Origin of the sequence: Christiangramia oceanisediminis, assembly GCF_022570735.2 — a bacterium.
In the GTDB taxonomy this organism is placed as follows: Bacteria; Bacteroidota; Bacteroidia; order Flavobacteriales; family Flavobacteriaceae; genus Christiangramia; species Christiangramia oceanisediminis.
The window spans coordinates 1,181,354-1,203,130 of sequence record NZ_JANCNS010000001.1; the positions used below are offsets into that span (position 1 = coordinate 1,181,354).

Below are 21,777 nucleotides of genomic sequence, written 5' to 3' on the forward strand. Positions count from 1 at the left end.
TTAGGCTGCTTTTTTATGTAAGAATCGGGTTAATTTGATAGAAAGATCGGTTAGAATGATTTTAGCATTTCCGTTTCTTTCTATATGATAAATAGCTGTTTCTATCGCCTTTGTGATTTCCATAATATTATTACCATGTACAAAAGGCGCAAAATTTTCCATTTTGAATTTTTCGGTCCTCGGCTCGAGGTAAACAAGGTCTTTTGCCTTGTAATTCATCATAAGTGATTGGCGGAAGAAATCAAGACAGTACAGCAAAAAGCTTTTCTGTGTCTCGCGATTCAAGGTAGCGATCTCTTCGCTCCAGGCTACCAGTTCGAGTACGGTAGATTTGTTCTTTTTAGCTTTAAAGGCACTTCTTACCCAGCTTATGAACCAGGCTTCGAACTGCTCATCGCCTGAATTTTTCTGAAGTAAATGTAAGGCCTTGGTATAATCTCCATTAGACCGGTGCGCTATTGTTTTAGCAGTGTTTTCGTCACAATTTTCTCGCTGAATAAGTGCCTGAGAAATATCGGCTTCTCCCAGAGGTGGAAAATGAAGTCTCTGGCATCTGGACCTAATGGTCTGTATGATCTGTTCTTCATCTTCAGCTATCAGAAGGAATACCGTTTTATTGGGCGGTTCCTCGATTAGCTTTAAAAGTTTATTGGCAGCCGAAGTATTCATCTTTTCAGCCATCCAGATGATCATTACTTTAAAACCACCTTCATAAGATTTCAGGGAAAGAGATTTTACGATATCATGTGCTTCGTGAACGCTGATATTACCCTGTTTTTTTTCAATTCCCAGGAACTGGTACCAGTCGTAAAGGCTACCATACGGATTCTCTTTAAGAAATGCTCTCCATTCCTCCAGGAAATGGGATGAAACCGGGTTTTTTTTGATCTTATCTGTAGTAGCTACCGGAAAGGCGAAATGCAGGTCTGGATGCCCCAAACTATTGAATTTCCTGTTGCAGGCGGGATTGTTTTGCTGGTCATTCTCACCTCCGGCATTGGAACAGATAATATACTGGGCATAAGCAATGGCCATAGGCAGTGCACCGCTACCCGGGCTTCCAGTAAAAAGCTGCGCATGCGGAATCCTTTTTCTGTCCGCGGTGGTCGTGAGATGATTTTTGATATGCGGAAGACCAATTACGTCATTAAAAAGCATAGGCAAATATAAAATTATATAGTCTTTATTATATTAGTAAAGATTTATATTTGTAAGAAAACATCCTATGAAAACAATAGACGACTACAATTTTAAGAATAAAAGAGCTTTAATAAGAGTTGATTTCAATGTTCCGTTAAACGAAGATCTTCAGGTTACAGATACTGAAAGAATCGAAGCTGCCAAACCTACTATTATTAAAATTCTTGAAGATGGAGGTAGTGTCGTTCTAATGTCGCATTTAGGAAGACCAAAAGGAAAAGAAAGCAAATATTCCCTTCAGCATATTGTTAAGAAACTTTCAGAGATCATAGGTGTAAAAGTTCAATTCGTGGAGGATTGTATTGGCCCGGAAGTAGAGGAAGCTGCCAATGAACTTAAACCAGGACACATCCTTCTGCTTGAAAATCTGCGTTTTTACGATGAGGAAACCGCTGGAGATGAAGAATTTGCAAAAAAGCTCTCGAAATTAGGGAATATCTACGTTAATGATGCCTTTGGTACTGCACACCGGGCACATGCTTCTACCACTGTGGTGGCCAAATTTTTTGAAGAAAAGTGTTTTGGTTACTTGATGACCAAAGAAATTGAAAGTCTTGACAAGGTTCTTCACAGCGAAGAAAAGCCAGTTACTGCCATTTTAGGCGGTGCCAAGGTTTCTTCCAAGATCACCGTGATAGAAAATATCCTCGATAAGATAGACCATTTGATCATTGGTGGAGGGATGACCTATACCTTTATCAAGGCCCAGGGAGGCCACATAGGAAACTCGCTGGTTGAGGACGACAAGCAAAAGCTGGCCCTTGAAATTCTTAAAAAGGCCAAGGAAAAAGGGGTGGAGGTTCACCTTCCGGTTGACTCGGTTATCGCTGATAGTTTTTCTGAACAGGCCAGTACTCAAACCGAAAGTGTAGATAATATCCCAGATGGATGGATGGGACTGGATATAGGTCCACAAACCGTTGAGAACTTCTCAAGGATCATCAAGGATTCGAAAATGATCTTATGGAATGGCCCTTTAGGGGTGTTCGAAATGGACACCTTTGCGAAGGGAACCATTGAAATAGGCAAGGCGATTGCCCAGGCTACCAAAAACGGATCTTTCTCACTTGTTGGAGGAGGTGACTCCGTGGCAGCTGTTAAAAAATTCGGTTTAAAAGAAAAAGTAAGTTACGTGTCAACCGGTGGAGGCGCTATGTTAGAGATGCTTGAAGGGAAATCCTTACCTGGTATTGAGGCAATTAACAATTAAAGAGGTACGAAATTTGATATTTAGACGTTCCGTATTGTAAATTGATTATATGCTGAAACGAAAATTTATAGTGATGTTGGCCCTGGCCGGCTTAACAACCGGTTATGCCCAGGAGAAGAAGAACAATGAAAGGATCGAAAAGGCCAACTTCAGGGTACAGATTTTTCAGAAAGGCGATAACACTGAAATAAAGCTTGCTGAACCCGACCCGGAATTCCGGGATAAATTACCAATTTCTGCCGCGATCAGGGACTCTTCCAAGGTAGCACTCGCAGATCTTCCAAAAGCTCAAACCATTGATTCCCTGTGGAAGCAGGAACTGCTAAATTCAGATCTTTTTGAAAGCATGCAGAAAAGCATCCTGGACCAGGATTATGAAGAGGTGGTCTATGATGACCTTCCAACCGATACCCTGAAAGCGCGCCTGGAAAAACTTAATGCCAGGACTCCTTTTAATATTGAGTACAATCCTATTTTGGAAAGTGTGATCAAATCCTATCTCAAGCGAAACAAGCAGGGAATGGAACGTTTGATGGCGCTTAGCAATTACTATTTCCCCATGTTCGAGCAGGAACTGGATAAATACGATATTCCTTTAGAGATCAAATATTTATCGATAGTTGAATCAGCACTTAATCCACGCGCAAAGTCAAGGGTTGGTGCAACTGGTTTATGGCAGTTCATGTTCACTACCGGGAAAATGCATGGCCTGGACGTGAGTTCTTATGTAGATGAGCGTATGGATCCTATACGGGCGACTACGGCTGCTGCCGAGTATCTGGCCAGTTTGTACAAGGTATTTGGTGACTGGGACCTGGTGCTGGCTTCCTATAACTCAGGTCCGGGGAATGTTTCTAAGGCGATCAGGAGAAGCGGTGGTTCTACCGATTACTGGCATCTAAGAAGATATCTTCCACGTGAAACAGCCGGATATGTACCTGCTTTTCTGGCAACCTTGTATCTATTTGAATATGCCGATGAGCATAAATTTCAGCCAAAGAATCCTGAAGTTGTCTATTTTGAGACCGATACCATCCAGGTGAAAAAGATGATCACTTTCGATCAGGTCTCACAGGTAACGGGAGTAGATACCGAAATGCTTCAGTTCCTGAACCCGAGCTATAAACTGAATATCATTCCCTTTGTGGATGATGAAAAATACACTCTAAGACTTCCAAAACCGGCCGTTGGTAAATTCGTGAGCAACGAGAATGCCATCTATGAATTCGCTACTACTCAAATGGAAGAGGAGAAAAAAGAACTTCCAAAGTATGTAGAGACTGAAGACCGCATTCGCTACAAGGTTAAAAATGGAGATTATTTAGGGAAAATTGCCGAAAGATACGGTGTAGGCGTCAGCAGTATTAGAAGGTGGAATAATATGCGAAGCAATACGATTAGAGTAGGCCAGTATCTTACCATTTACCCAAGAAAACCGGTAGATGTGGCTTCCACTACTTCTAATTCAGGATCTTCCAGTTCGTCGAACCCTAAGACCTATATCGTGCGTAAGGGAGACTCTCTTTGGAGTATTTCAAAGAAATTCCCTGGCGTTACGGTACAGAATTTGAGGGCATGGAATGATATGAACACCAATAGCCTAAAACCCGGCATGAAACTGAAGCTTTCCAAGGGCTAGGCTAAACTAAAACCAATATAATGAGACGAAGCTTATTCCTGCTTGCCAGTATTTTTTTTATCATTTCCTGTAAAGACACAAAAGAAAAGCCCAACAGCCGAATTCTTTCCGATTCCTCTGGAAATATCAATCAGTTAACCGTAGTGATTGAAAATAATTTATGGGAAGGAGAAGTAGGTGAAGCAATAAGGGATAATTTCGCGGCACCGGTGGATGGGCTGCCGCAGGATGAACCGCTTTTCAGCTTAAGCCAGATACCTCCGCAAACATTCAGCGGTTTTGTAAGGAATAGTAGAATCTTTTTAAAGATCGAAAATGGGAATCCTGGGATCGATATTATTTCTGACGAGTTTGCCCGGCCACAAAAAGGTGTCGTAATACAGGGGCAGAATTCTGAAGAGATCATAGAGGTGATCAATAAAGAGTCTGATTCGATCATCAAAATGCTTAAAAAGACCGAGTTGACCGAAAAACAGCGACGAATAAGGAAATCCCTTAAAACCGATGAGACGCTGGAAGAAAAATTCGGTATCAGCATGAAATTCCCTACCGCATATCGCTACGCCAAGGAAGATGATGATTTTGTATGGATCCGTAAGGAGATTCCAAAAGGGAATATGGAAATCCTGGTTTATGAAGTGCCTATCAGCAAACTGGAGAATGATTCCAGCGTGATCGCCAATATCACCAAAATGAGGGATTCCATAGGAGAAGCTCAAATTCCGGGACCTGTCGAAGGTTCTTATATGATCACAGAAAAAGCCTACGCGCCATACCTGTTTGAGACCGAGATCGACGGTAAATTCGCCTATGAGACCCGTGGTACCTGGGAGGTGAAGAACGCTTTTATGGCGGGACCGTTCATCAATTATGCTATTAAAGACGAGAAGAACGACCGTTTCATCATCCTGGAAGGATTTGTATTTTCACCATCACGAGGTAAACGGGATAATGTTTTTGAGCTCGATGCCATCTTGCAATCGGCGAAAGTGAAGTAATAAAAAAACCCAACTGAGAAGTTGGGTTTTTCTTTATATCTAAATCGGTCGATTCTTAATTTTCGCCCGAAACCTTGTTCTTATCATCAGATCCGGCTCCTTTATCGTCATCTTTAGAAGCGTCTTTGAATTCTTTAATTCCACTTCCCAGGCCTCTCATCAGTTCAGGAATCTTACGTCCACCAAAAAGCAACAATATCACCACTACGATTAATATGATTTGTGGTGCTCCTATAGCCAAAGGCAAAATAAATGCATTCATGTCTTTATATTTAGTTTTACAAACTTAACAAGAATTGAGCAATATAAACGTTAATAAGGCAAATAATTGCCTGCGTTTAAGGCCTTATCGAATTAGTATTCTGCTGATATCCTGCGGGAAATTATTTAAATTATCTTTGTAAATCTAATTATGGCTATGGATCAGGAAAAAAAATCCAAAAGGAAGTTCGCCAAAAAGCTGCTGCATAAATATCGAATGGTAATATTGAATGAAGACACCTTCGAGGAGCGTTTCTCATTCAGGTTAACCAGGTTAAATGTATTCGTAGCCGTTGGTCTTTCAGCAATTTTCCTTATCGTGGCAACAACTATTTTGATTGCATTTACGCCCCTGAGAGAATATATACCGGGTTATTCTTCGGCTGAATTAAAGGAAAGAACCGCAAACCTCGCCTATACTTCAGATTCTTTGCAGAACGTGCTCCGAAACAATGAACAATACCTATCTTCCATTAAAAGTGCTTTGATTGGTGAGTTCGACCTGGAGAGGCTGGATCGGGATTCGATCATGAACAGGCCAATTTCTGATGCCGAATATGAAGTTATAAGCCGTATTAAGGCCGATTCGATTTTAAGGGAAGAAGTGGCCCAGGAAGACAAGTATAATATACTTCCAACGGCTACAGATAATATTAATTTTTCACTTTTTGCACCGGTTAAAGGAACGATTTCTGAACCTTATAGTATCGAAGACCGGCATTATGCTGTGGATATCGTTACAGCCCGAAATGCCCCAGTTAAATCGGTAGCCGATGGAAGGGTGATCTTTGCAGAATGGACAGCCGAAACCGGGAATGTGATCATCATCGAACATAGTTATGGTTTGCTTTCAGCCTATAAGCATAATGCCTCGCTAACCAAATCCCAGGGAGATATGGTTAGGGCAGGAGAGGTGATCGCCACTGCCGGTTCTACCGGTGAACTAACAACAGGGCCGCATTTGCATTTTGAACTATGGAGCGATGGAAATCCCGTTAATCCATCAGAATATATCGATTTCAATTAATTTATGTCTATAAAGTCTTTCGCAGCCAAACTATTCGCTTCCTACATCAGGAATAAAATTGATAAATGGGCCTCAAATCCTGTTGAAACTCAAAAAAAAGTCTTCAGTGAACTTATAGAAAAGGCTAAGCATACCAATTTTGGAAAGGACCACGATTTTTCAGGGATCCGTTCTCACTCAGATTTTACAAAGCGAGTACCCATAAGGGATTACGAGGAACTAAAGCCCTATGTGGAAAAAATGCTGGCAGGCGAAACAAGTGTTCTATGGCCGGGTAAGCCTTTGTATTATGCGAAAACTTCGGGAACCACCAGTGGAGCAAAATATATTCCCTTAACAAAGGAATCCATGCCCACCCATATCAATGCCGCTCGTAACGCTATTCTTTGTTATATCAATGACACGGGGAAATCGGGGTTTGTAGATGGGAAAATGATCTTTCTGCAGGGAAGTCCTGAGCTGGATGAGAAGAATGGCGTAAAATTGGGCAGGTTATCAGGGATCGTGGCCCACTATGTACCTGGCTATCTCCAGAGAAACAGGATGCCTAGCTGGGAAACCAACTGTATCGAAGACTGGGAAACCAAGGTGGAGGCGATAGTAGATGAAACCCTGAAGGAAGACATGTCGGTTATTAGCGGGATCCCATCCTGGGTACAGATGTATTTTGAAAGGCTAATTGATAGAACCGGAAAAAAAGTAGGCGAGATCTTTCCAAATTTTAACCTGTTCATTTACGGAGGGGTTAATTACGAGCCTTACCGGGCTAAATTTGAAAGCCTGATAGGCCGAAAGGTTGACAGTATCGAGCTTTTCCCTGCTTCAGAAGGTTTTTTCGCTTTTCAGGACCGGCAAAATGAAAAAGGAATGTTGCTTCAGTTAGATTCCGGAATTTTCTACGAGTTCATCAAGGCCGATGAATTCTATGAGGAGTATCCTAAAAGATTATTGCTGGATGAAGTAGAACTGGGCGTGAATTATGTGATGATCGTATCTACCAATGCCGGCCTTTGGGCCTATAACGTGGGAGACACCATTCAGTTTACCGCACTTAAACCCTTCAGGGTGATCGTTTCCGGAAGGATCAAACACTTTATTTCGGCTTTTGGGGAGCATGTGATCGCCAAGGAAGTGGAAGAGGCCATGAAAGTAGCAGTTTCAAAAACCAATGCGGCCATTAGTGAATTCACGGTGGCACCACAGATAAATCCAGAAGGCGATCAACTGCCTTATCACGAATGGTTCGTCGAATTTGAGGAAGAACCCGAAGATTTGAATAAATTTGCAGAGATTATCGATAGATCGTTGCAGGATCAGAATTCCTATTACCTGGACCTCATCGACGGGCACATACTTCAAAGGCTGAAGATCACCAAAGTGCCGAGAAACGGATTTCAGGAATATATGAAGTCGATCGGGAAACTTGGCGGGCAGAATAAACTACCAAGACTTTCCAACGACCGCAAGATCGCCGATAAACTCTACGAGATTATTTAAAAAAATTATATGTCAATACTAAAATTACAGGGCAGAACAAGGGCGCAGGAAAGTTCGAGCGCTATTGAACGCATGTATATAACCATGAGACACCTTTTTAATCGCGGGTTTTATAAACCCATGGGTGTTTCAGGAGAAACATTAAGAGAATCGCTTTTAACCCTAAGGCCAGAGATCTACGGCTCCATCGCCGATGATAAGGCTGAACTGGAAGGATTGTTATACGTTATAGACAGGCTTCCCCGTGGGATCGAGGAATGCCGTTTCATCAATCTTACCAGTGATGAGGGTTACGGGAATTCTCATTTCAGACCGATAGTTCCTCCTAAAAGGAGGAGAAATTGCTATCGCATAGATGAGGAGCAGATGAATATAGAGATCACTCGAGGCAGATCTGAGATCTACGATATTCTAACCCACCTTACCTTTTTGTTCATCGAATCACACAAGATCATGAAAAGGGTGTTGATCGATGAAGAGGGTAGCGTAACCAGGGACTGGGAGAAACTGGAGTTCGCGGTAAACCAGGAAGAACTCAGCCAGACGCAACGAGAGGTAGCACTTACCCATACGGCAAGTATCCTGGGACGTACTTTTCACGAAATTAACCAGGTCTATTCTAAATTTTCAACACCAGATAATCCCGATCGATTCTTGAAAATGGTCTGGTCTTTAGGGAAAATGGCTATTAGGGAAGTGGTGAAGAACGAAAAGAGGATCATTACCTTTAGTCCTGTGCTTCGAGAAAGGCTTGGGCATCATATTCATGGAGAGATCTGGGCGAACGATATCAAGAAAAATCTTTTGGATAAAGATTTGATGAAGCGTCCGCTGCACGTTATCAGCGCGAATATGCACAGTGTAATGAACACCTTATTCGCTCCTTTCGCATTCAAAAATGAGCTAAAGAAGAAAACGCCGCTGGAGATCTATGAGCAATTAAGCGATACCGGGAACGGAGATCTGAGACAGAAAGTAATGAAGTCTGCCCTTGATAAAGGCATGGTCTTTCTTGAGGATAAAAGCGGGACGAATATCGATGTCCAGATAATTGATACGGCAAGTTTTGACAGCCATTTCTGCAAAAATGATCAGCCTGCCGAAGAAAAACCGGTGATCATAGTCATGGATTATGCCTTTGGTGAACAGGCCTATGAAACCATGGATGAGTTGTTGAAACCGCTGGTATTTGATGGAACTGAACATAAAATGAACGTAAAATCGATCTCGATCATGGGTAAGGCCGGAATCCTGGAAGGTGGAAAGGGCGATATCATGATCCCTGATGCACATTTGTTCGAAGGTACTGCAGATAATTATCCTTTTAGAAACCAGCTAAAAAAGGCCGATCTGGACAAGCAAGGGATCAAGGTAGTAGATGGGGCGATGATAACTGTACTGGGAACCTCGCTTCAGAATAAGGATATTTTAAAGTTCTTCCATGATTCCACCTGGAATGTTTGCGGGCTGGAGATGGAAGGAGCGCACTACCAGAAGGCCATTCAGGCGGCATCCAGGTTGCGTGGAAGTATCGATGAAGATGTAAAGGTGAGATATGCCTATTACGCATCAGATAATCCGTTGGAAACAGGGAGTACACTGGCATCTGGCGGTCTTGGAACCTCTGGTGTAAAACCCACCTACTTGATCACCGAAAAGATCCTGGAACAAATCTTAAATTCTTAAAAGCCAATCATGCAGGTAGAAGAAACACCCTTAAAAGACTGTTATCTTTTAAAACCTAAAATTTTCAGGGACGAAAGAGGAATTTTCCTCGAAACCTACCAGAGAAGACAACTGGCCGAAATTAGTGGGATCGATGCCGAATTCGTACAGGATAACCAGTCGGTTTCAAAATATGGAGTGGTTCGGGGCCTGCATTATCAAACCGGTGAATTTGCGCAAACCAAGATCGTAAGGGCTATTTACGGAAGGGTTCTGGACGTGGTCGTGGACCTAAGACCAGATTCTCCTACTTTTAAACAAACCTATTCGGTCATTCTGGACGATGAGAATCTGTACCAGTTGTATGTTCCAAAAGGCTTCGGACATGGTTTTTCCACGCTTTCTGAAAAATCGGTTTTTGCCTATAAATGTGATGATTATTATCGGCCGGGGTCTGAAGCCGGGATCATTTACAACGATCCGGAACTGGCCATAGACTGGCAGTTACCCGAAAATGATATCATTCTTTCTGAAAAGGACAGGAATTTGCCAACCCTTAAACAGGCTTTTGGATGAAAACGATCCTCGTAACAGGTGCTGGCGGGCAGCTGGGGCAGTGCTTCAGGAAACAGGCCCTGAAATTCCCCAATTTTAAATACATATTCTGCACTTCCAGGGAGCTGGATATAACTTCAAAAACCCAGTTGAGATCGGAGATTGATCGTTATTCACCCGATGTTGTCATCAATGCTGCTGCTTATACCAACGTAGAGCTGGCCGAAACAGAAAAGGAAAAAGCATTCCTGGTGAATGCAGATGCTTCCCGTAATCTGGCAGAGATCTGCAGTGAAAAAGCCATCGAATTATTTCATTTTTCTACCGATTATGTTTTTAACGGCAGGGCTTCAGAGCCATATTCTGAAGAGGATGAAATCGACCCTATAAATGTATATGGTGCTTCCAAGCTTGAAGGTGAAAGGATGATTGAAGAAAAGTTAGAAAAGCATTTCATTTTCAGAACTTCCTGGTTGTATTCTGAATTTGGCCATAATTTCTTCAAAACCATCCTGAAAAAAGCGGCGAAAAAAGCAGAATTGAACATTACCAGTTCTCAAACTGGTACGCCTACTAACGCCAATGACCTCGCAGAATTTGTTCTGAAGATCATCGAGTCTGGTTCTAAAGAATACGGAATTTATCACTTCAGCAACCTTGGGGAGGCTACCTGGTATGATTTTGCCAGGGAAATACTGGAATATGCTGGTAAGATCGATGAGGTCGTTTTAAACAAAACCGGCTTTTTTAAGACGAAAGCTGAAAGGCCTGAATACAGTGTGCTGTCTAAAGAAAAGGCCCTGAACACTTTCGGGTTTAACATTCCGCACTGGAAAGAGAGCCTTCATGGCCTTATTGATGAAAATTGATTAATTTTCAGCTGAATTCAAATCTTATGGCAAAACGAATATTGATTACCGGTGCGGCCGGGTTTTTAGGATCCCACCTTTGCGATCGATTCATCAGGGAAGGTTACCAGGTGATAGGAATGGATAACTTGATCACCGGCGATCTTAAGAATATCGAACATCTCATGAGCCATGAGAATTTTGAATTTCATCATCACGACGTGACCAAGTTTGTGCATGTAGCCGGTAAGCTGGATTATATCCTGCATTTCGCCTCCCCGGCAAGCCCCATCGATTATCTTAAGATTCCAATTCAAACCCTTAAAGTAGGCTCTGTGGGTACGCTTCACTGCCTTGGACTGGCAAAGGAAAAGAACGCCAGGATCCTCATCGCTTCAACTTCCGAAGTTTATGGTGATCCGCTGGTACATCCACAGAATGAAGAATATTATGGAAATGTGAATGCAATTGGGCCGCGCGGGGTTTATGACGAGGCCAAGCGATTCCAGGAATCGATCACCATGGCCTATCATCGTTTTCATGGACTGGAGACCCGTATCGTGAGGATTTTTAACACTTATGGGCCAAGAATGAGACTGAATGACGGGCGTGTAATTCCGGCTTTTATAGGCCAGGCCTTGCGTGGAGAGGACCTAACCGTATTTGGAGACGGGTCTCAAACCAGGTCTTTCTGTTATGTAGATGACCAGGTAGAAGGTATCTACAGGCTGTTGTTAAGTGACTATTCAGAACCTGTGAATATTGGAAATCCAGATGAGATCAGTATTCTTGATTTTGCCAAAGAGATCATTAAGCTTACCGGAACCAACCAGAAGATCGTTTTTAAGGAATTACCACAGGACGACCCGCTTCAGCGACAGCCCGATATAAGCCGTGCAAGGGAGATACTCGGCTGGGAACCCCAGGTGAGCAGGGAAGAAGGTATGAAGATCACTTATGAGTATTTTAAAAGTATGAGCGCTTCCGAACTTGAAAAAAGGGAGCACAAGGATTTCTCCAAACACATAAGGAGGTAAAAATGCAGGACTACGGACTCGTTTCGGTGGTCATGCCCGCCTATGATTCAGAAGCATTTATTTCTGAAGCGATCCAGTCTGTCATTTCTCAAACATATCCCAACTGGGAGCTCATCGTCGTGGATGACGGCTCTTCAGATGCTACTCCAAAGATCATTCAGGAATTCATAGCGGCCGATGATCGCATAAAACTGGTCAGGAACGATAGGAACCAGGGAACTCATATTGCCCGGAATAAGGCTATAGAAGCAGCAGGAGGCAATTTTATTGCTTTCCTGGATGCAGATGACCGGTGGAAGGCAGAAAAGCTTCAGAAACAGCTGGAATTGATGATCGAGAAAAACCTGGCGGCCTGTTTTTCGAGTTACGACCTTATCGATGAGATGGGAAACAGCTTAGGTAAAAAAGTCGAAGCTCTTGAAGAACTTTCCTATGAAAAACTTTTAAAAGCCAATTACGTGGGAAACCTAACCGGGATCTATAGCTTGGATAAACTGGGAAAGATCTACTGCCCGGATATCAAAAAAAGACAGGACTGGGCCCTTTGGCTTGAAGTGGTCAGGAAGTCGGGACCCATAGATGGAATTCAGGAATCGCTGGCGGTTTATCGAATCCGGAAAGGATCTATTTCTGGGAACAAACTGGAAATGCTGAAATATAATTTCCAGGTATATCAAAAAGTGCTGGGATACGGTTCATTCAAAAGCACCTGGAAAATGCTCATTTTCCTGAACGAGCAATTCTTTATCAAATCCAAACAGGTCAAACCTCTTCCACCAGGGAAGTGAACTGTTTAAGCTTTCCGCTAGGACTTCGTTTAAGGATTTGTAGCCTTTCAAAAGAGATAGTAAGGTTTTTTCCAACGTAGGTGCGAATCGCTGCAAGGATCTTCTCTTTTTGCTCTGGAGTAAATTCATATTCACTTACATAATCGATCTTAAAATGATCGAGCTTTGTTTGTATGATCACAAATTCCTTAATATTCCCGTTGTCCTCGATTATGGTCTTGGTAACGTAATAAAAAGTTAGGCCGGGTACCACCTTGCCATCGGTAAGCCTTGCGATATCATTGGTTCGGCCTACCAGTTTTTCAAGAATTGGTTTTTTTAGAGTGCTTTTTTCAGAAAGGGAACCAATATCCCCAATATCGTAACGAATCATGGGATGTGCCTTATTGTAAAGCGAGGTGATCACCACCCGACCTTCTTGGCCATAGGGCAGAATTTTGCCATTTTCGTCCAGGATCTCTACATAAAGATCTTCCGAATTTACGATCCATTGATGCTGCCGATCTTCAAATGCGATAAGGCCAACCTCGCTTGCACCATATTCGTTGATCACCGGAACACCCATGGCATTTTCGATAAGCATTTTGTCCTTTTCAAAAAGCCTTTCAGAGGTTACGATACAGATCTTTAAACTGGGGCAAAGCTCTTTTAGAACAAGGTTCCTAGCCTTCAGGAACCGGGCAAAAAGTACGATTGCGCTGGTATAACCGTTCAGGTATTCAAAATTTGACCTGGTGAAGCGCTTCAGAAATGCTTCCATCTTCTGCTCGCTGAGGTCGAAGATATTAAACCGCCGTCTAAGGCTTATCCGGTCTTTTAAACGCTCCTGTATATTTCCAAAGAAATCCAGTGGAATACCATAGAACCTGGCCTGTAGTGATTTGTTGAGGTCTATGCCATACCATTTGTAACGATCGTGGAAACCAGCCCAGCTAAGGGCATGAGCGAACCTGTTTTTGGCAAAAATGAACGGATGCCCGCTGCTTCCCGAAGTTTTACCCACGTAAGCTGTTTTGGAATTGTAAGTTTCACTCAGCCTGTCCCGAAGCGGATGCTGCAGATCAGATTTTTTCATGATGGGCACATGCTGCCAGTCGTCAAATCCATCCCAGTTGAAGAATTCTCGGTAGAATTCGTTGTGCTGAATATGATAATCAATGATCGCGTTCCTCCTTTTTCGCTGGTAACCGGCATAATCATCCTCGGGGATCGCCTGTATCTTTTCCAGCATCTTTTGCGCCCGCCTAATGGGAAATTTGTTGAGTTGAAGTGAAAGTTTGAACCAATCCAAAGGCAGAAGAGCTTTTTTAACGAAATTATTCGCGCTTCAATTTACAAACAATTATTTTTGAGGCAACATTTAAAAATTTGTCCGCATGAATATTCTAATCCTTGGTTCCGGTGGCCGTGAACATACTTTTGCATATAAGATCGCTGAAAGTTCGCTTTGCAATAACCTATATGTAGCTCCCGGGAATGCGGGCACTTCTGAAATCGGTGAAAACCTTAGCCTGAACCCTATTGATTTTCCGGCGGTTGGAAAGGCCGCTCTAGATAAGGAGATAGATATGGTCGTGGTGGGGCCTGAAGATCCTTTGGTCAAGGGCATCGTGGATTATTTTAAAAAGGACGAACGGCTAAGGGAAATTATGATCATTGGGCCGTCCAGCAGGGGAGCCTTGCTGGAAGGAAGCAAGGAAAGAGCCAAGGAATTCATGGCGATGTATGATATTCCAACCGCTGCTTATGAAAGTTTCAGTTTTGAAAGTCTTGGTGCCGGAAAGAAATTCCTGGAAAAACTCGATCCGCCTTATGTGCTTAAAGCAGACGGGCTGGCTGCCGGAAAAGGTGTATTGATCATAGACGATCTCGAAGAAGCTAAAAAAGAACTAGAGAACATGCTTTCCGGGAAATTTGGAGCGGCCAGTGAAAAGGTGGTGATCGAAGAATTCCTGGACGGGATCGAATTAAGCGTATTCGTTTTAACAGACGGTAAAAGTTATAAAATTCTGCCTACCGCCAAGGATTATAAGCGAATTGGTGAGGGAGATACAGGTTTGAATACCGGAGGAATGGGGGCTGTTTCGCCTGTTCCGTTCGCTGATGCCGAATTCATGACCAAAATAGAAGAGCGAATCGTAAAACCAACTGTTGAAGGCCTTCAGAAAGAAGAAATAGATTATAAAGGATTTATTTTCATAGGTCTTATCAAGGTAAATGAAGAGCCGTTCGTGATCGAATATAATGTGCGAATGGGAGACCCGGAGACCGAAGTTGTGCTTCCAAGGATCAAAACCGATCTGGTTAAACTGCTTGAAAATACGTGGAATTCCAGTCTGGATTCCATTGAGCTGGACATAGATGAGAGATCGGCCGCTACGGTAATGCTGGTTTCAGGAGGTTATCCGCAGTCTTATGAAAAAGGCAAGGAAATAACAGGTCTAAAACAAATTGAAGACTCCATCATTTTCCATGCGGGAACGAAGATGGAAGAAGGAAAGGTAGTGACCAGCGGGGGACGTGTGATCGCGATTACCTCTTTTGGAGAAGATTTCAATAAGGCACTAAAAAAATCTTACCAAAATGCAGATAGACTGCAGTTTGATAAGATGTATTTTAGAAAGGATATAGGTTTTGACCTATCCCAGGAATGAGTGTGAAGTAGATTCTCTGTTCTCTTCGTTGCGATCGTTGAATCCTTTTAACTGTTTCATCCAGTAGAAGAAGGCCAGGAATCCAACGATTACGAATATCCAGTTGAGGATGTTCGCCAGGAACCAGGAATCCAACTCAAGCTCTCTAAGAGCATCCAGAGGATAGAAAAGTATATTTTCAAAAAGATACTCTATTCCTTCAAAAAAATCTTTCATGGTGTCAACTTTGTATGAGATTACAAAAATATAAAAAACCTCAATGCTAACAAGCTTTTTTAGCAAATCCAAGCCCCTAAGCCTGGCCGTCATCATTCTGCTTATTTGCGTTTTTTATATAGGGGTTAGCTTTAGCTCCTGGGAAAACGGATTCGGGTGGGTCGAATTTCTGGAAAAAACCGGCGGATTACTGGTGCTGGTTTTGAGTCTGCTGGTACTAAATTTTATCGCTAAAAAGAATGAGCTTACTAAGCGGAGTGCCTATAAAAGCTTGCTTTTTGCCATTTTTGCGATCTCATTTCCAAAGCTGCTGCAAAACAGTCCTGTGATCATTGCCAACCTCTGTTTACTTTTTGCCTTCAGGCGTATCATAAGCCTGAGATCTTACAAGAGCGTTCAAAAGAAAATATTTGATGCCAGTTTTTGGGTCAGCATTGCCAGTTTGTATTATTTCTGGTCCAGCCTGTTCTTTATCCTGATCTTTTTCGCGATCTTAAATTTTGCATCCAGCTTTAAAAATTGGCTGATCCCGTTCGTGGCCATGTTAGCTGTTGGATCCTTGACTCTTTGCTTTCACCTGTTGGCTTATGACCAATGGTACCTTTTCCAGGACTGGTTCCAGCCGAGCGAATTCGATTTTTCGAAGTATGGTGAGGTTCCTATCCTGGTACCACTAAGCTTTTTACTGGGCCTCCTTATCTGGACCTTATTTCCATATTTTGTAGCCATTCAGAAGGCCAGTGTAACCCGACGGCCGGTATTGAGCGTGGTGCTTCTTTACTTGGCCCTGGCAATTGTTGTAGCTATCCTGGCACCGGAAAAGAACGGAAGTGAACTCATCTTCTTCTTTGTTCCGTTAAGCATCGTAGCTTCCAATTATTTTGAATCCAAAAAAGACCGGATATTCAAGGAAATTTTACTTCTGGCCATAATTCTGATGCCTTTCGTAGTGGTGCTGATCCTTTAAAGCCGATGTTTAGCCCTGCTTAGGCTGAAAACTCTTATTAAAATAATATCTTTGTAGTTGCCGGGAAAAATCGACTTTCGGTAGAAAAAATTCAATAAATAGTAAAGAAAATAAGCATGTTTTCAGATAAAGCCAATACCATCTTTAGAGAAGTAATCGAAAAATATCATGTAGAAGATAGGGTAGACCAGGAATTCATTAATCCTTACGATCCAGAAAAAAATCTTCTGGAACACCTGCTATATCGCAAATGCTGGATAGATACGGTTCAGTGGCATTATGAAGACATCATCAGGGACCAGAATATCGATCCCGAAGCCGCTTTAAAACTGAAAAGACAGATCGATGCCTCTAACCAGGACCGTACCGATACGGTGGAATATATAGACAGTTATTTCCTCGAAAAATATAAGGATGTGAAGCCTAAGGAAGATGCGACCATCAATTCCGAAAGTCCAGCCTGGGCGATAGATCGTCTTTCAATCCTTGCTCTTAAGATCTACCATATGAATGAAGAGGCGAACAGGGAAGATGCCTCGCAGGAACACAAGATGAAATGTAAGACAAAACTCGACGTACTTCTGGAGCAGCGTGTAGACCTTTCCACGGCTATCAATCAGCTATTGGAGGATATTTCGAATGGGGATAAATATATGAAGGTTTATAAGCAAATGAAGATGTATAACGACGACGAGCTAAACCCTGTTCTAAGAGGGAATAAATAAAGCTTTATGGAGGAAGCGGGCAATCCTTCTCATAACGAAAACGGGAAACATATCCTGGTGATCAGGCTTTCTGCGCTTGGCGATGTGGCCATGGTGGTTCCAGTTCTAAGCGTCCTGGTCTATACCTATCCGCAGTTGCAGATCACGGTTTTAACCCGTAGTTTTTTCCGTCCGCTATTCAGTCATTTACCCAATGTGAGCATTTATGAGGCCGATGTAGATGGCATTCACAGCGGGGTGCTTGGCCTTGGGACCCTGGCCAGGGATCTTCGTGATGAAGGTATAGACGTGGTGGCCGATCTGCATGATGTACTGCGCAGCAATGTGCTCAAATCCATTTTCTATTTCTACGGAATTCCATTCTACCAGATCGACAAGGGCAGGGCCGAAAAGAAAGCGCTTACCAGGGAGAACAATAAGATCTTTAAACCACTGAAATCAACCCATGAGCGCTATGCCGATGTCTTCGGGAAATTAGGTTATCCCCTGGATCTTTCGAAGTACACTCCGCCAATCAAGCGTAAATTGATTCCCAGGATCGAAGAATTGGTTGGCAGGGATCGCAAAAAATGGATCGGGATCGCTCCGTTCGCCCAGCACGAATCCAAATTTTACCCTACAGACCTTATGGAAGAGGTTATTCGGTATTTTTCTGAAAATGGAAAGACCAGGATCATCTTCTTTGGGGGAGGCGAGGAAGAACGTGAAAAACTGGAGGCCTGGGAAGAGCGTTTTCCGAATACGGTAAGTATAGTCGGGAAATTGAGATTCGCCGAAGAGCTTAGCCTTATTTCCAATTTAGACCTGATGTTGTCTATGGACAGCGGGAATGCGCACATGGCTGCGATCTACGGAATCCCGGTGGTAAGCATCTGGGGAGTAACGCATCCTTTCTTAGGGTTCAAGGCATTTAATCAGCCTTTAGAGAACTGTATTTTGCCCGATCTGGATAAATATCCAAAAATTCCAACCTCGGTATATGGGAATAAGGTTCCCGAGGGATATGAAGACGTCATGCGTAGCATTCCCCCGGAAACGGTTATCAAAAAGATCGAAGAGATCTTGTGGTAAATTGTTTACAGATCGTCAAAATCTACCTTCAGGGTAGGAGTGGTTGGATGTGCCTGGCAGGTTAGAATAAAGCCTTCTTCGATCTCTTCATCGGTTAAGATCTGGTTTTTGCTCATTTCGGCTTTTCCTTCCGTAATTCTTGCCATACAGCTACTGCAAATTCCACCCTGGCAGGAATAGGGTACATCAATATCATTTTCCAGTGCAACGTCCAGAACAACCTCCTTGCGATCCATTGAGAACGTATGCTCCTCATCGTCCACCATAACCGTAACGGCGGTTTGCCCATCGGTATCTCCCTGGATTTCTTTTTCTTCAGCTGTATTGGTGAAAAGCTCAAAAAGGATCTGGTCATCCTTAATTCCGTTGTTTTTTAAGACTTCGGTCACCTGTTTGATCATAGCTTCCGGACCACAGAGATAGAATTTGTCGAATGGATGATCCTTGAACTTGTTTTTCAGAACATAGTTAACCGTACTGGTCTCTATCCTTCCAAAATGTGAATTCTCTTCCCTGGTTCTGCTGTAAACGAATTCAATGAACAAACGGTGAGGAAATTCGGCCTGTAACTTCAGCAGTTCCTTGAAGAAAATAGTGTCGTCTATGGATTTATTTCCGTAGGTGAGCACGAATTTGCTGTGAGGCTCGTCCCTTAGAACGGTCTTGATGATAGAAAGAATGGGTGTGATCCCGCTACCAGCAGCAAAAGCCGCGTAATTTCCTATTTTTTCACCGGGTTCCAGTATAAATTTCCCTTCAGGTGGATGAACTTCCAGGATGTCACCTGCCTGTAATTTATTATTGGCGATCACAGAGAAACGTCCGCCTTCAACTTCTTTAACTGTTACCTTGAACTCATCAGATTTTGGCGCCGAACAAAGCGAATAGGCCCTCCTAAACTCCTGGCCATCAGCTTCAAATTTGACGGTGATGTATTGTCCTGCTGAAAAGTTGAAAGTATCTTTTAGATTCTCAGGTATTTCAAAAGATATACTTACCGCCTGCGATGTTTCGCGAATTATTTCCTTTATTTTTAGCGGATAAAACTTGCTCATTATTTATTATTTGTGCGCAAAAATACAAAGTATGGGCTTTTTTAAGTTGTTTGTAACAATATTTTAAATTTCTATACCTATAGGCAAATCCTTTGATATGTTCAAGAAATTTATCTGGCTGGAATGGAAATCCTTCTTTCGATCGGCAAGTTTAGGAAAGAGTCTGGGCTTAAAGATTTTGATGGCTTTTCTGGCTTTATATTTTTCCGGGATGTTCCTTTTCTTCGGAATTTTCCTGTTCCCCATTATCAAAAAAATATATCCTGAAGGTGATCCCCTGCTTATCGTGAATAGGTTTGCTCTTATTTACCTTACCCTCGAGCTCATCTTTAGGTTCATGCTTCAAACATTACCGGTTCTTGATATTAAGCCATTAATGGTACAGCCAATCAGGAAGAAGAAAGTGGTGAATTTCGTGCTCATCAAATCGCTTTTTTCCTATTATAATGTCCTGCCGCTTCTATTGCTGGTTCCCTTCGGAATCTACTGTATAGTAAAGGAATCCTATCCGGTAGGGAACATCCTTGGCTGGATGCTGGGAATGTATGCGCTCATTCTTTGCGTAAATTATTTGAATTTCATCATAAAAAAACGCTTTACCGAAAACCTGAAAGCGCTTATTCCTGTTGTAATTATTGGGATCGCATTGGGTCTTCTCGATTACCTTAAGATCTTTTCGGTAAGCATTTACTTCGGAAAATCACTGAATATCCTGTATGAAAATCCTGTTCTGGCTATTGTTCCGGTTGCGTTATTGATTGGTCTTTATTTCTGGAATCAAATAAATCTGAAAGGTAAATTCTACCTGGATGCTCATTTAAAAGGAAAAAAACAATCGGTAGATACCAAAGAATTCGGATGGACCCGAAGATTCGGAAGTATTGCGCCGTTTCTTCAGCAGGATCTAAAATTGATCTGGAGAAATAAAAGACCGAAAACAACTATTTACCTTTCGTTCCTGTTCTTGTTGTATGGTCTTATTTTTTATCCGAATGATGCTTACCAGGATATGCCGGCATTTTTTGTATTCGTAGGCATCTTTATAACCGGGATCTTCATGATCAACTTCGGGCAGTTCGTTCCTTCCTGGGACGCTTCTTATTACCCAATGATCATGGCCCAGAACATTCCGCTCAGGCAATACCTGGCTTCAAAAATGGGACTGATTACTTTCAGTATCGTAGTGCTGGCGATACTTTCGACGCCTTATGTTTATTTTGGCTGGAACATCTTACTGCTGAATATCGCCTGCGCCCTTTACAATATGGGTGTAAATGTGCCAATTTTATTATATGCCGGCTCTTTCAATAAAAAAAGGATCGATCTGGATAAGAGTCCGTTCATGAATTACCAGGGCACGGGCGCTTCCCAGTGGCTGGTAGGTATTCCGTTGCTACTCATCCCGATATTCTTTTTCTGGCTTTTCAATAAATTCATCAGTTACGAAATAGCCGTTGCATTCCTGGCGGTGCTTGGTATTACGGGATTGATCTTAAGACCCGCACTGCTAAGGTTTTTAGAACAACGCTACCGGAAAAGGAAATATGTGATGATTCAGGGATTTAAACAAAAAGGTGACTAAAAATTCAAAAAATGATAACTGCAACCAATCTTTCTAAAACATATAACGGGACCAGGGTCCTGAATATCGAACATCTTGATATTCCTTCGGGTCAGAATTTTGGCCTGGTAGGAAACAACGGTGCAGGAAAAACAACCTTTTTCAGTTTATTGCTGGACCTTATCGAGCCGTCTACCGGAAGTATTTTCAACAACGACATCACTGTAAATCAGAGCGAGGAGTGGAAAACCTTTACTTCGTCTTTCATCGATGAAAGCTTTTTGATTGGCTACCTCACTCCTGAAGAATATTTCTATTTCGTGGGAGAATTACGCAACCGTAATAAGGCTGATATTGACTCATTTCTTTTGAGATTTGAGGATTTCTTTAACGGCGAGATCCTTTGCAGGAAGAAATACCTTCGAGACCTTTCTAAAGGAAACCAGAAAAAAGTTGGGATAGTTTCGGCACTTATCGGAGACCCTGAGGTAGTGATCCTGGATGAGCCCTTCGCCAACCTGGACCCAACCACACAGATAAGACTTAAAAAATTGCTGAAGGAGATCTCTGGAACGTCCGGTACAACATTTCTTATATCCAGTCATGACCTTATTCATGTAACCGAAGTATGCGAACGCATCGTGGTGCTGGATAAAGGTGAGATCGTGAAGGATATTGAAACTTCTGAGGCTACCCTGGCCGAACTGGAAGCTTATTTCTCCAGGGAGATCATGGAAGGCTAGGCTGCCTGCTTGGACTTTAGAAAAAGAAGCTTACTTTTACATACTAAATCATAGTATCAA

General features: G+C 42.5%; 21 protein-coding genes. 16 read left to right on the forward strand and 5 right to left on the reverse strand.

The genetic code is table 11. The features are described 5' to 3' along the window. The gene (locus MKO06_RS05275) at window positions 1–1,158 is read right to left on the reverse strand and encodes a DNA polymerase III subunit (protein WP_241549611.1); all 1,158 of its coding nucleotides are present in this window, start codon (window positions 1,156–1,158) and stop codon (window positions 1–3) included. 67 nt (window positions 1,159–1,225) lie between these two features. Between MKO06_RS05275 and MKO06_RS05280 the strand changes: the two genes are divergently transcribed. The 3 genes from MKO06_RS05280 to MKO06_RS05290 are packed head-to-tail and all read left to right on the forward strand — an operon-like array spanning window position 1,226 to window position 5,047. Beyond that, window positions 1,226–2,410, forward strand: coding sequence for a phosphoglycerate kinase (locus MKO06_RS05280; protein WP_241549612.1), 1,185 nt, complete (start codon window positions 1,226–1,228; stop codon window positions 2,408–2,410). A 49-nt stretch (window positions 2,411–2,459) separates the two neighbouring features. Beyond that, a complete protein-coding gene (locus tag MKO06_RS05285; protein ID WP_241549613.1) occupies window positions 2,460–4,049 on the forward strand; it encodes a LysM peptidoglycan-binding domain-containing protein in 1,590 nt (529 codons plus the stop codon). A 20-nt stretch (window positions 4,050–4,069) separates the two neighbouring features. After that, window positions 4,070–5,047: a DUF4837 family protein gene (locus MKO06_RS05290; protein ID WP_241549614.1), complete on the forward strand. Its 978-nt coding sequence runs from the start codon at window positions 4,070–4,072 to the stop codon at window positions 5,045–5,047. 55 nt (window positions 5,048–5,102) lie between these two features. Here MKO06_RS05290 and tatA read toward each other — a convergent pair whose 3' ends face one another. Beyond that, entirely contained in the window at window positions 5,103–5,309 is a 207-nt protein-coding gene (gene tatA / locus MKO06_RS05295) for a twin-arginine translocase TatA/TatE family subunit (protein ID WP_156280612.1), read from the reverse strand. 156 nt (window positions 5,310–5,465) lie between these two features. Between tatA and MKO06_RS05300 the strand changes: the two genes are divergently transcribed. The 7 genes from MKO06_RS05300 to MKO06_RS05330 are packed head-to-tail and all read left to right on the forward strand — an operon-like array spanning window position 5,466 to window position 12,725. Further along, complete coding sequence (locus tag MKO06_RS05300; RefSeq protein ID WP_241549615.1) at window positions 5,466–6,335, forward strand: M23 family metallopeptidase; 870 nt, start codon at window positions 5,466–5,468, stop codon at window positions 6,333–6,335. A gap of 3 nt (window positions 6,336–6,338) precedes the next feature. Further along, window positions 6,339–7,832: a GH3 auxin-responsive promoter family protein gene (locus tag MKO06_RS05305; protein WP_241549616.1), complete on the forward strand. Its 1,494-nt coding sequence runs from the start codon at window positions 6,339–6,341 to the stop codon at window positions 7,830–7,832. Window positions 7,833–7,841: 9 nt separating this feature from the next. Further along, complete coding sequence (locus MKO06_RS05310) at window positions 7,842–9,518, forward strand: DUF6909 family protein (RefSeq protein ID WP_241549617.1); 1,677 nt, start codon at window positions 7,842–7,844, stop codon at window positions 9,516–9,518. Between the two features lie 9 nt (window positions 9,519–9,527). Next, window positions 9,528–10,073 carry a dTDP-4-dehydrorhamnose 3,5-epimerase gene (gene rfbC / locus MKO06_RS05315; RefSeq protein ID WP_241549618.1) on the forward strand — a complete coding sequence of 182 codons (546 nt, stop codon included), beginning with the start codon at window positions 9,528–9,530 and terminating at the stop codon, window positions 10,071–10,073. After that, window positions 10,070–10,921: a dTDP-4-dehydrorhamnose reductase gene (gene rfbD, locus MKO06_RS05320; RefSeq protein ID WP_241549619.1), complete on the forward strand. Its 852-nt coding sequence runs from the start codon at window positions 10,070–10,072 to the stop codon at window positions 10,919–10,921. Before rfbC ends, rfbD begins: the two co-directional genes overlap by 4 nt. A 26-nt stretch (window positions 10,922–10,947) precedes the next feature. Beyond that, entirely contained in the window at window positions 10,948–11,937 is a 990-nt protein-coding gene (locus MKO06_RS05325; RefSeq protein WP_241549620.1) for a UDP-glucuronic acid decarboxylase family protein, read from the forward strand. 2 nt (window positions 11,938–11,939) lie between these two features. Further along, entirely contained in the window at window positions 11,940–12,725 is a 786-nt protein-coding gene (locus tag MKO06_RS05330) for a glycosyltransferase family 2 protein (protein ID WP_241549621.1), read from the forward strand. Here MKO06_RS05330 and MKO06_RS05335 read toward each other — a convergent pair. Next, window positions 12,700–14,016, reverse strand: a complete 1,317-nt coding sequence (locus MKO06_RS05335) for a phenylacetate--CoA ligase family protein (RefSeq protein WP_241549622.1) — start codon at window positions 14,014–14,016, stop codon at window positions 12,700–12,702. The genes MKO06_RS05330 and MKO06_RS05335 overlap by 26 nt on opposite strands. A gap of 85 nt (window positions 14,017–14,101) precedes the next feature. On the opposite strand from MKO06_RS05335, the gene purD reads away from it, so the two are divergent. After that, entirely contained in the window at window positions 14,102–15,379 is a 1,278-nt protein-coding gene (gene purD, locus MKO06_RS05340; RefSeq protein WP_241549623.1) for a phosphoribosylamine--glycine ligase, read from the forward strand. On the opposite strand, the gene MKO06_RS05345 is transcribed toward purD, so the two are convergent. Then, window positions 15,365–15,595: a DUF6341 family protein gene (locus MKO06_RS05345; RefSeq protein ID WP_241549624.1), complete on the reverse strand. Its 231-nt coding sequence runs from the start codon at window positions 15,593–15,595 to the stop codon at window positions 15,365–15,367. The genes purD and MKO06_RS05345 overlap by 15 nt on opposite strands. Window positions 15,596–15,638: 43 nt before the next feature. Between MKO06_RS05345 and MKO06_RS05350 the strand changes: the two genes are divergently transcribed. The 3 genes from MKO06_RS05350 to MKO06_RS05360 all read left to right on the forward strand — a co-directional run bounded on the left by MKO06_RS05350 (window position 15,639) and on the right by MKO06_RS05360 (window position 18,358). Further along, window positions 15,639–16,562, forward strand: coding sequence for a DUF6427 family protein (locus MKO06_RS05350; RefSeq protein ID WP_241549625.1), 924 nt, complete (start codon window positions 15,639–15,641; stop codon window positions 16,560–16,562). A 116-nt stretch (window positions 16,563–16,678) separates the two neighbouring features. Continuing rightward, a complete protein-coding gene (locus tag MKO06_RS05355; protein WP_241549626.1) occupies window positions 16,679–17,287 on the forward strand; it encodes a DUF4254 domain-containing protein in 609 nt (202 codons plus the stop codon). Window positions 17,288–17,293: 6 nt separating this feature from the next. Further along, window positions 17,294–18,358 carry a glycosyltransferase family 9 protein gene (locus MKO06_RS05360; protein ID WP_241549627.1) on the forward strand — a complete coding sequence of 355 codons (1,065 nt, stop codon included), beginning with the start codon at window positions 17,294–17,296 and terminating at the stop codon, window positions 18,356–18,358. A 5-nt stretch (window positions 18,359–18,363) separates the two neighbouring features. Here MKO06_RS05360 and MKO06_RS05365 read toward each other — a convergent pair whose 3' ends face one another. Next, window positions 18,364–19,413 (reverse strand): ferredoxin--NADP reductase, encoded by a 1,050-nt coding sequence (locus tag MKO06_RS05365; protein WP_241549628.1) that lies wholly within the window; start codon window positions 19,411–19,413, stop codon window positions 18,364–18,366. A 97-nt stretch (window positions 19,414–19,510) separates the two neighbouring features. Here MKO06_RS05365 and MKO06_RS05370 point away from each other — a divergent pair, with 97 nt between their 5' ends. Together MKO06_RS05370 and MKO06_RS05375 are read left to right on the forward strand one after the other, a co-directional pair. Further along, window positions 19,511–20,995 carry a DUF5687 family protein gene (locus tag MKO06_RS05370; protein WP_241549629.1) on the forward strand — a complete coding sequence of 495 codons (1,485 nt, stop codon included), beginning with the start codon at window positions 19,511–19,513 and terminating at the stop codon, window positions 20,993–20,995. Window positions 20,996–21,006: 11 nt separating this feature from the next. Next, the gene (locus MKO06_RS05375) at window positions 21,007–21,717 is read left to right on the forward strand and encodes an ABC transporter ATP-binding protein (protein ID WP_241549630.1); all 711 of its coding nucleotides are present in this window, start codon (window positions 21,007–21,009) and stop codon (window positions 21,715–21,717) included. Window positions 21,718–21,777 lie beyond the last annotated feature (60 nt).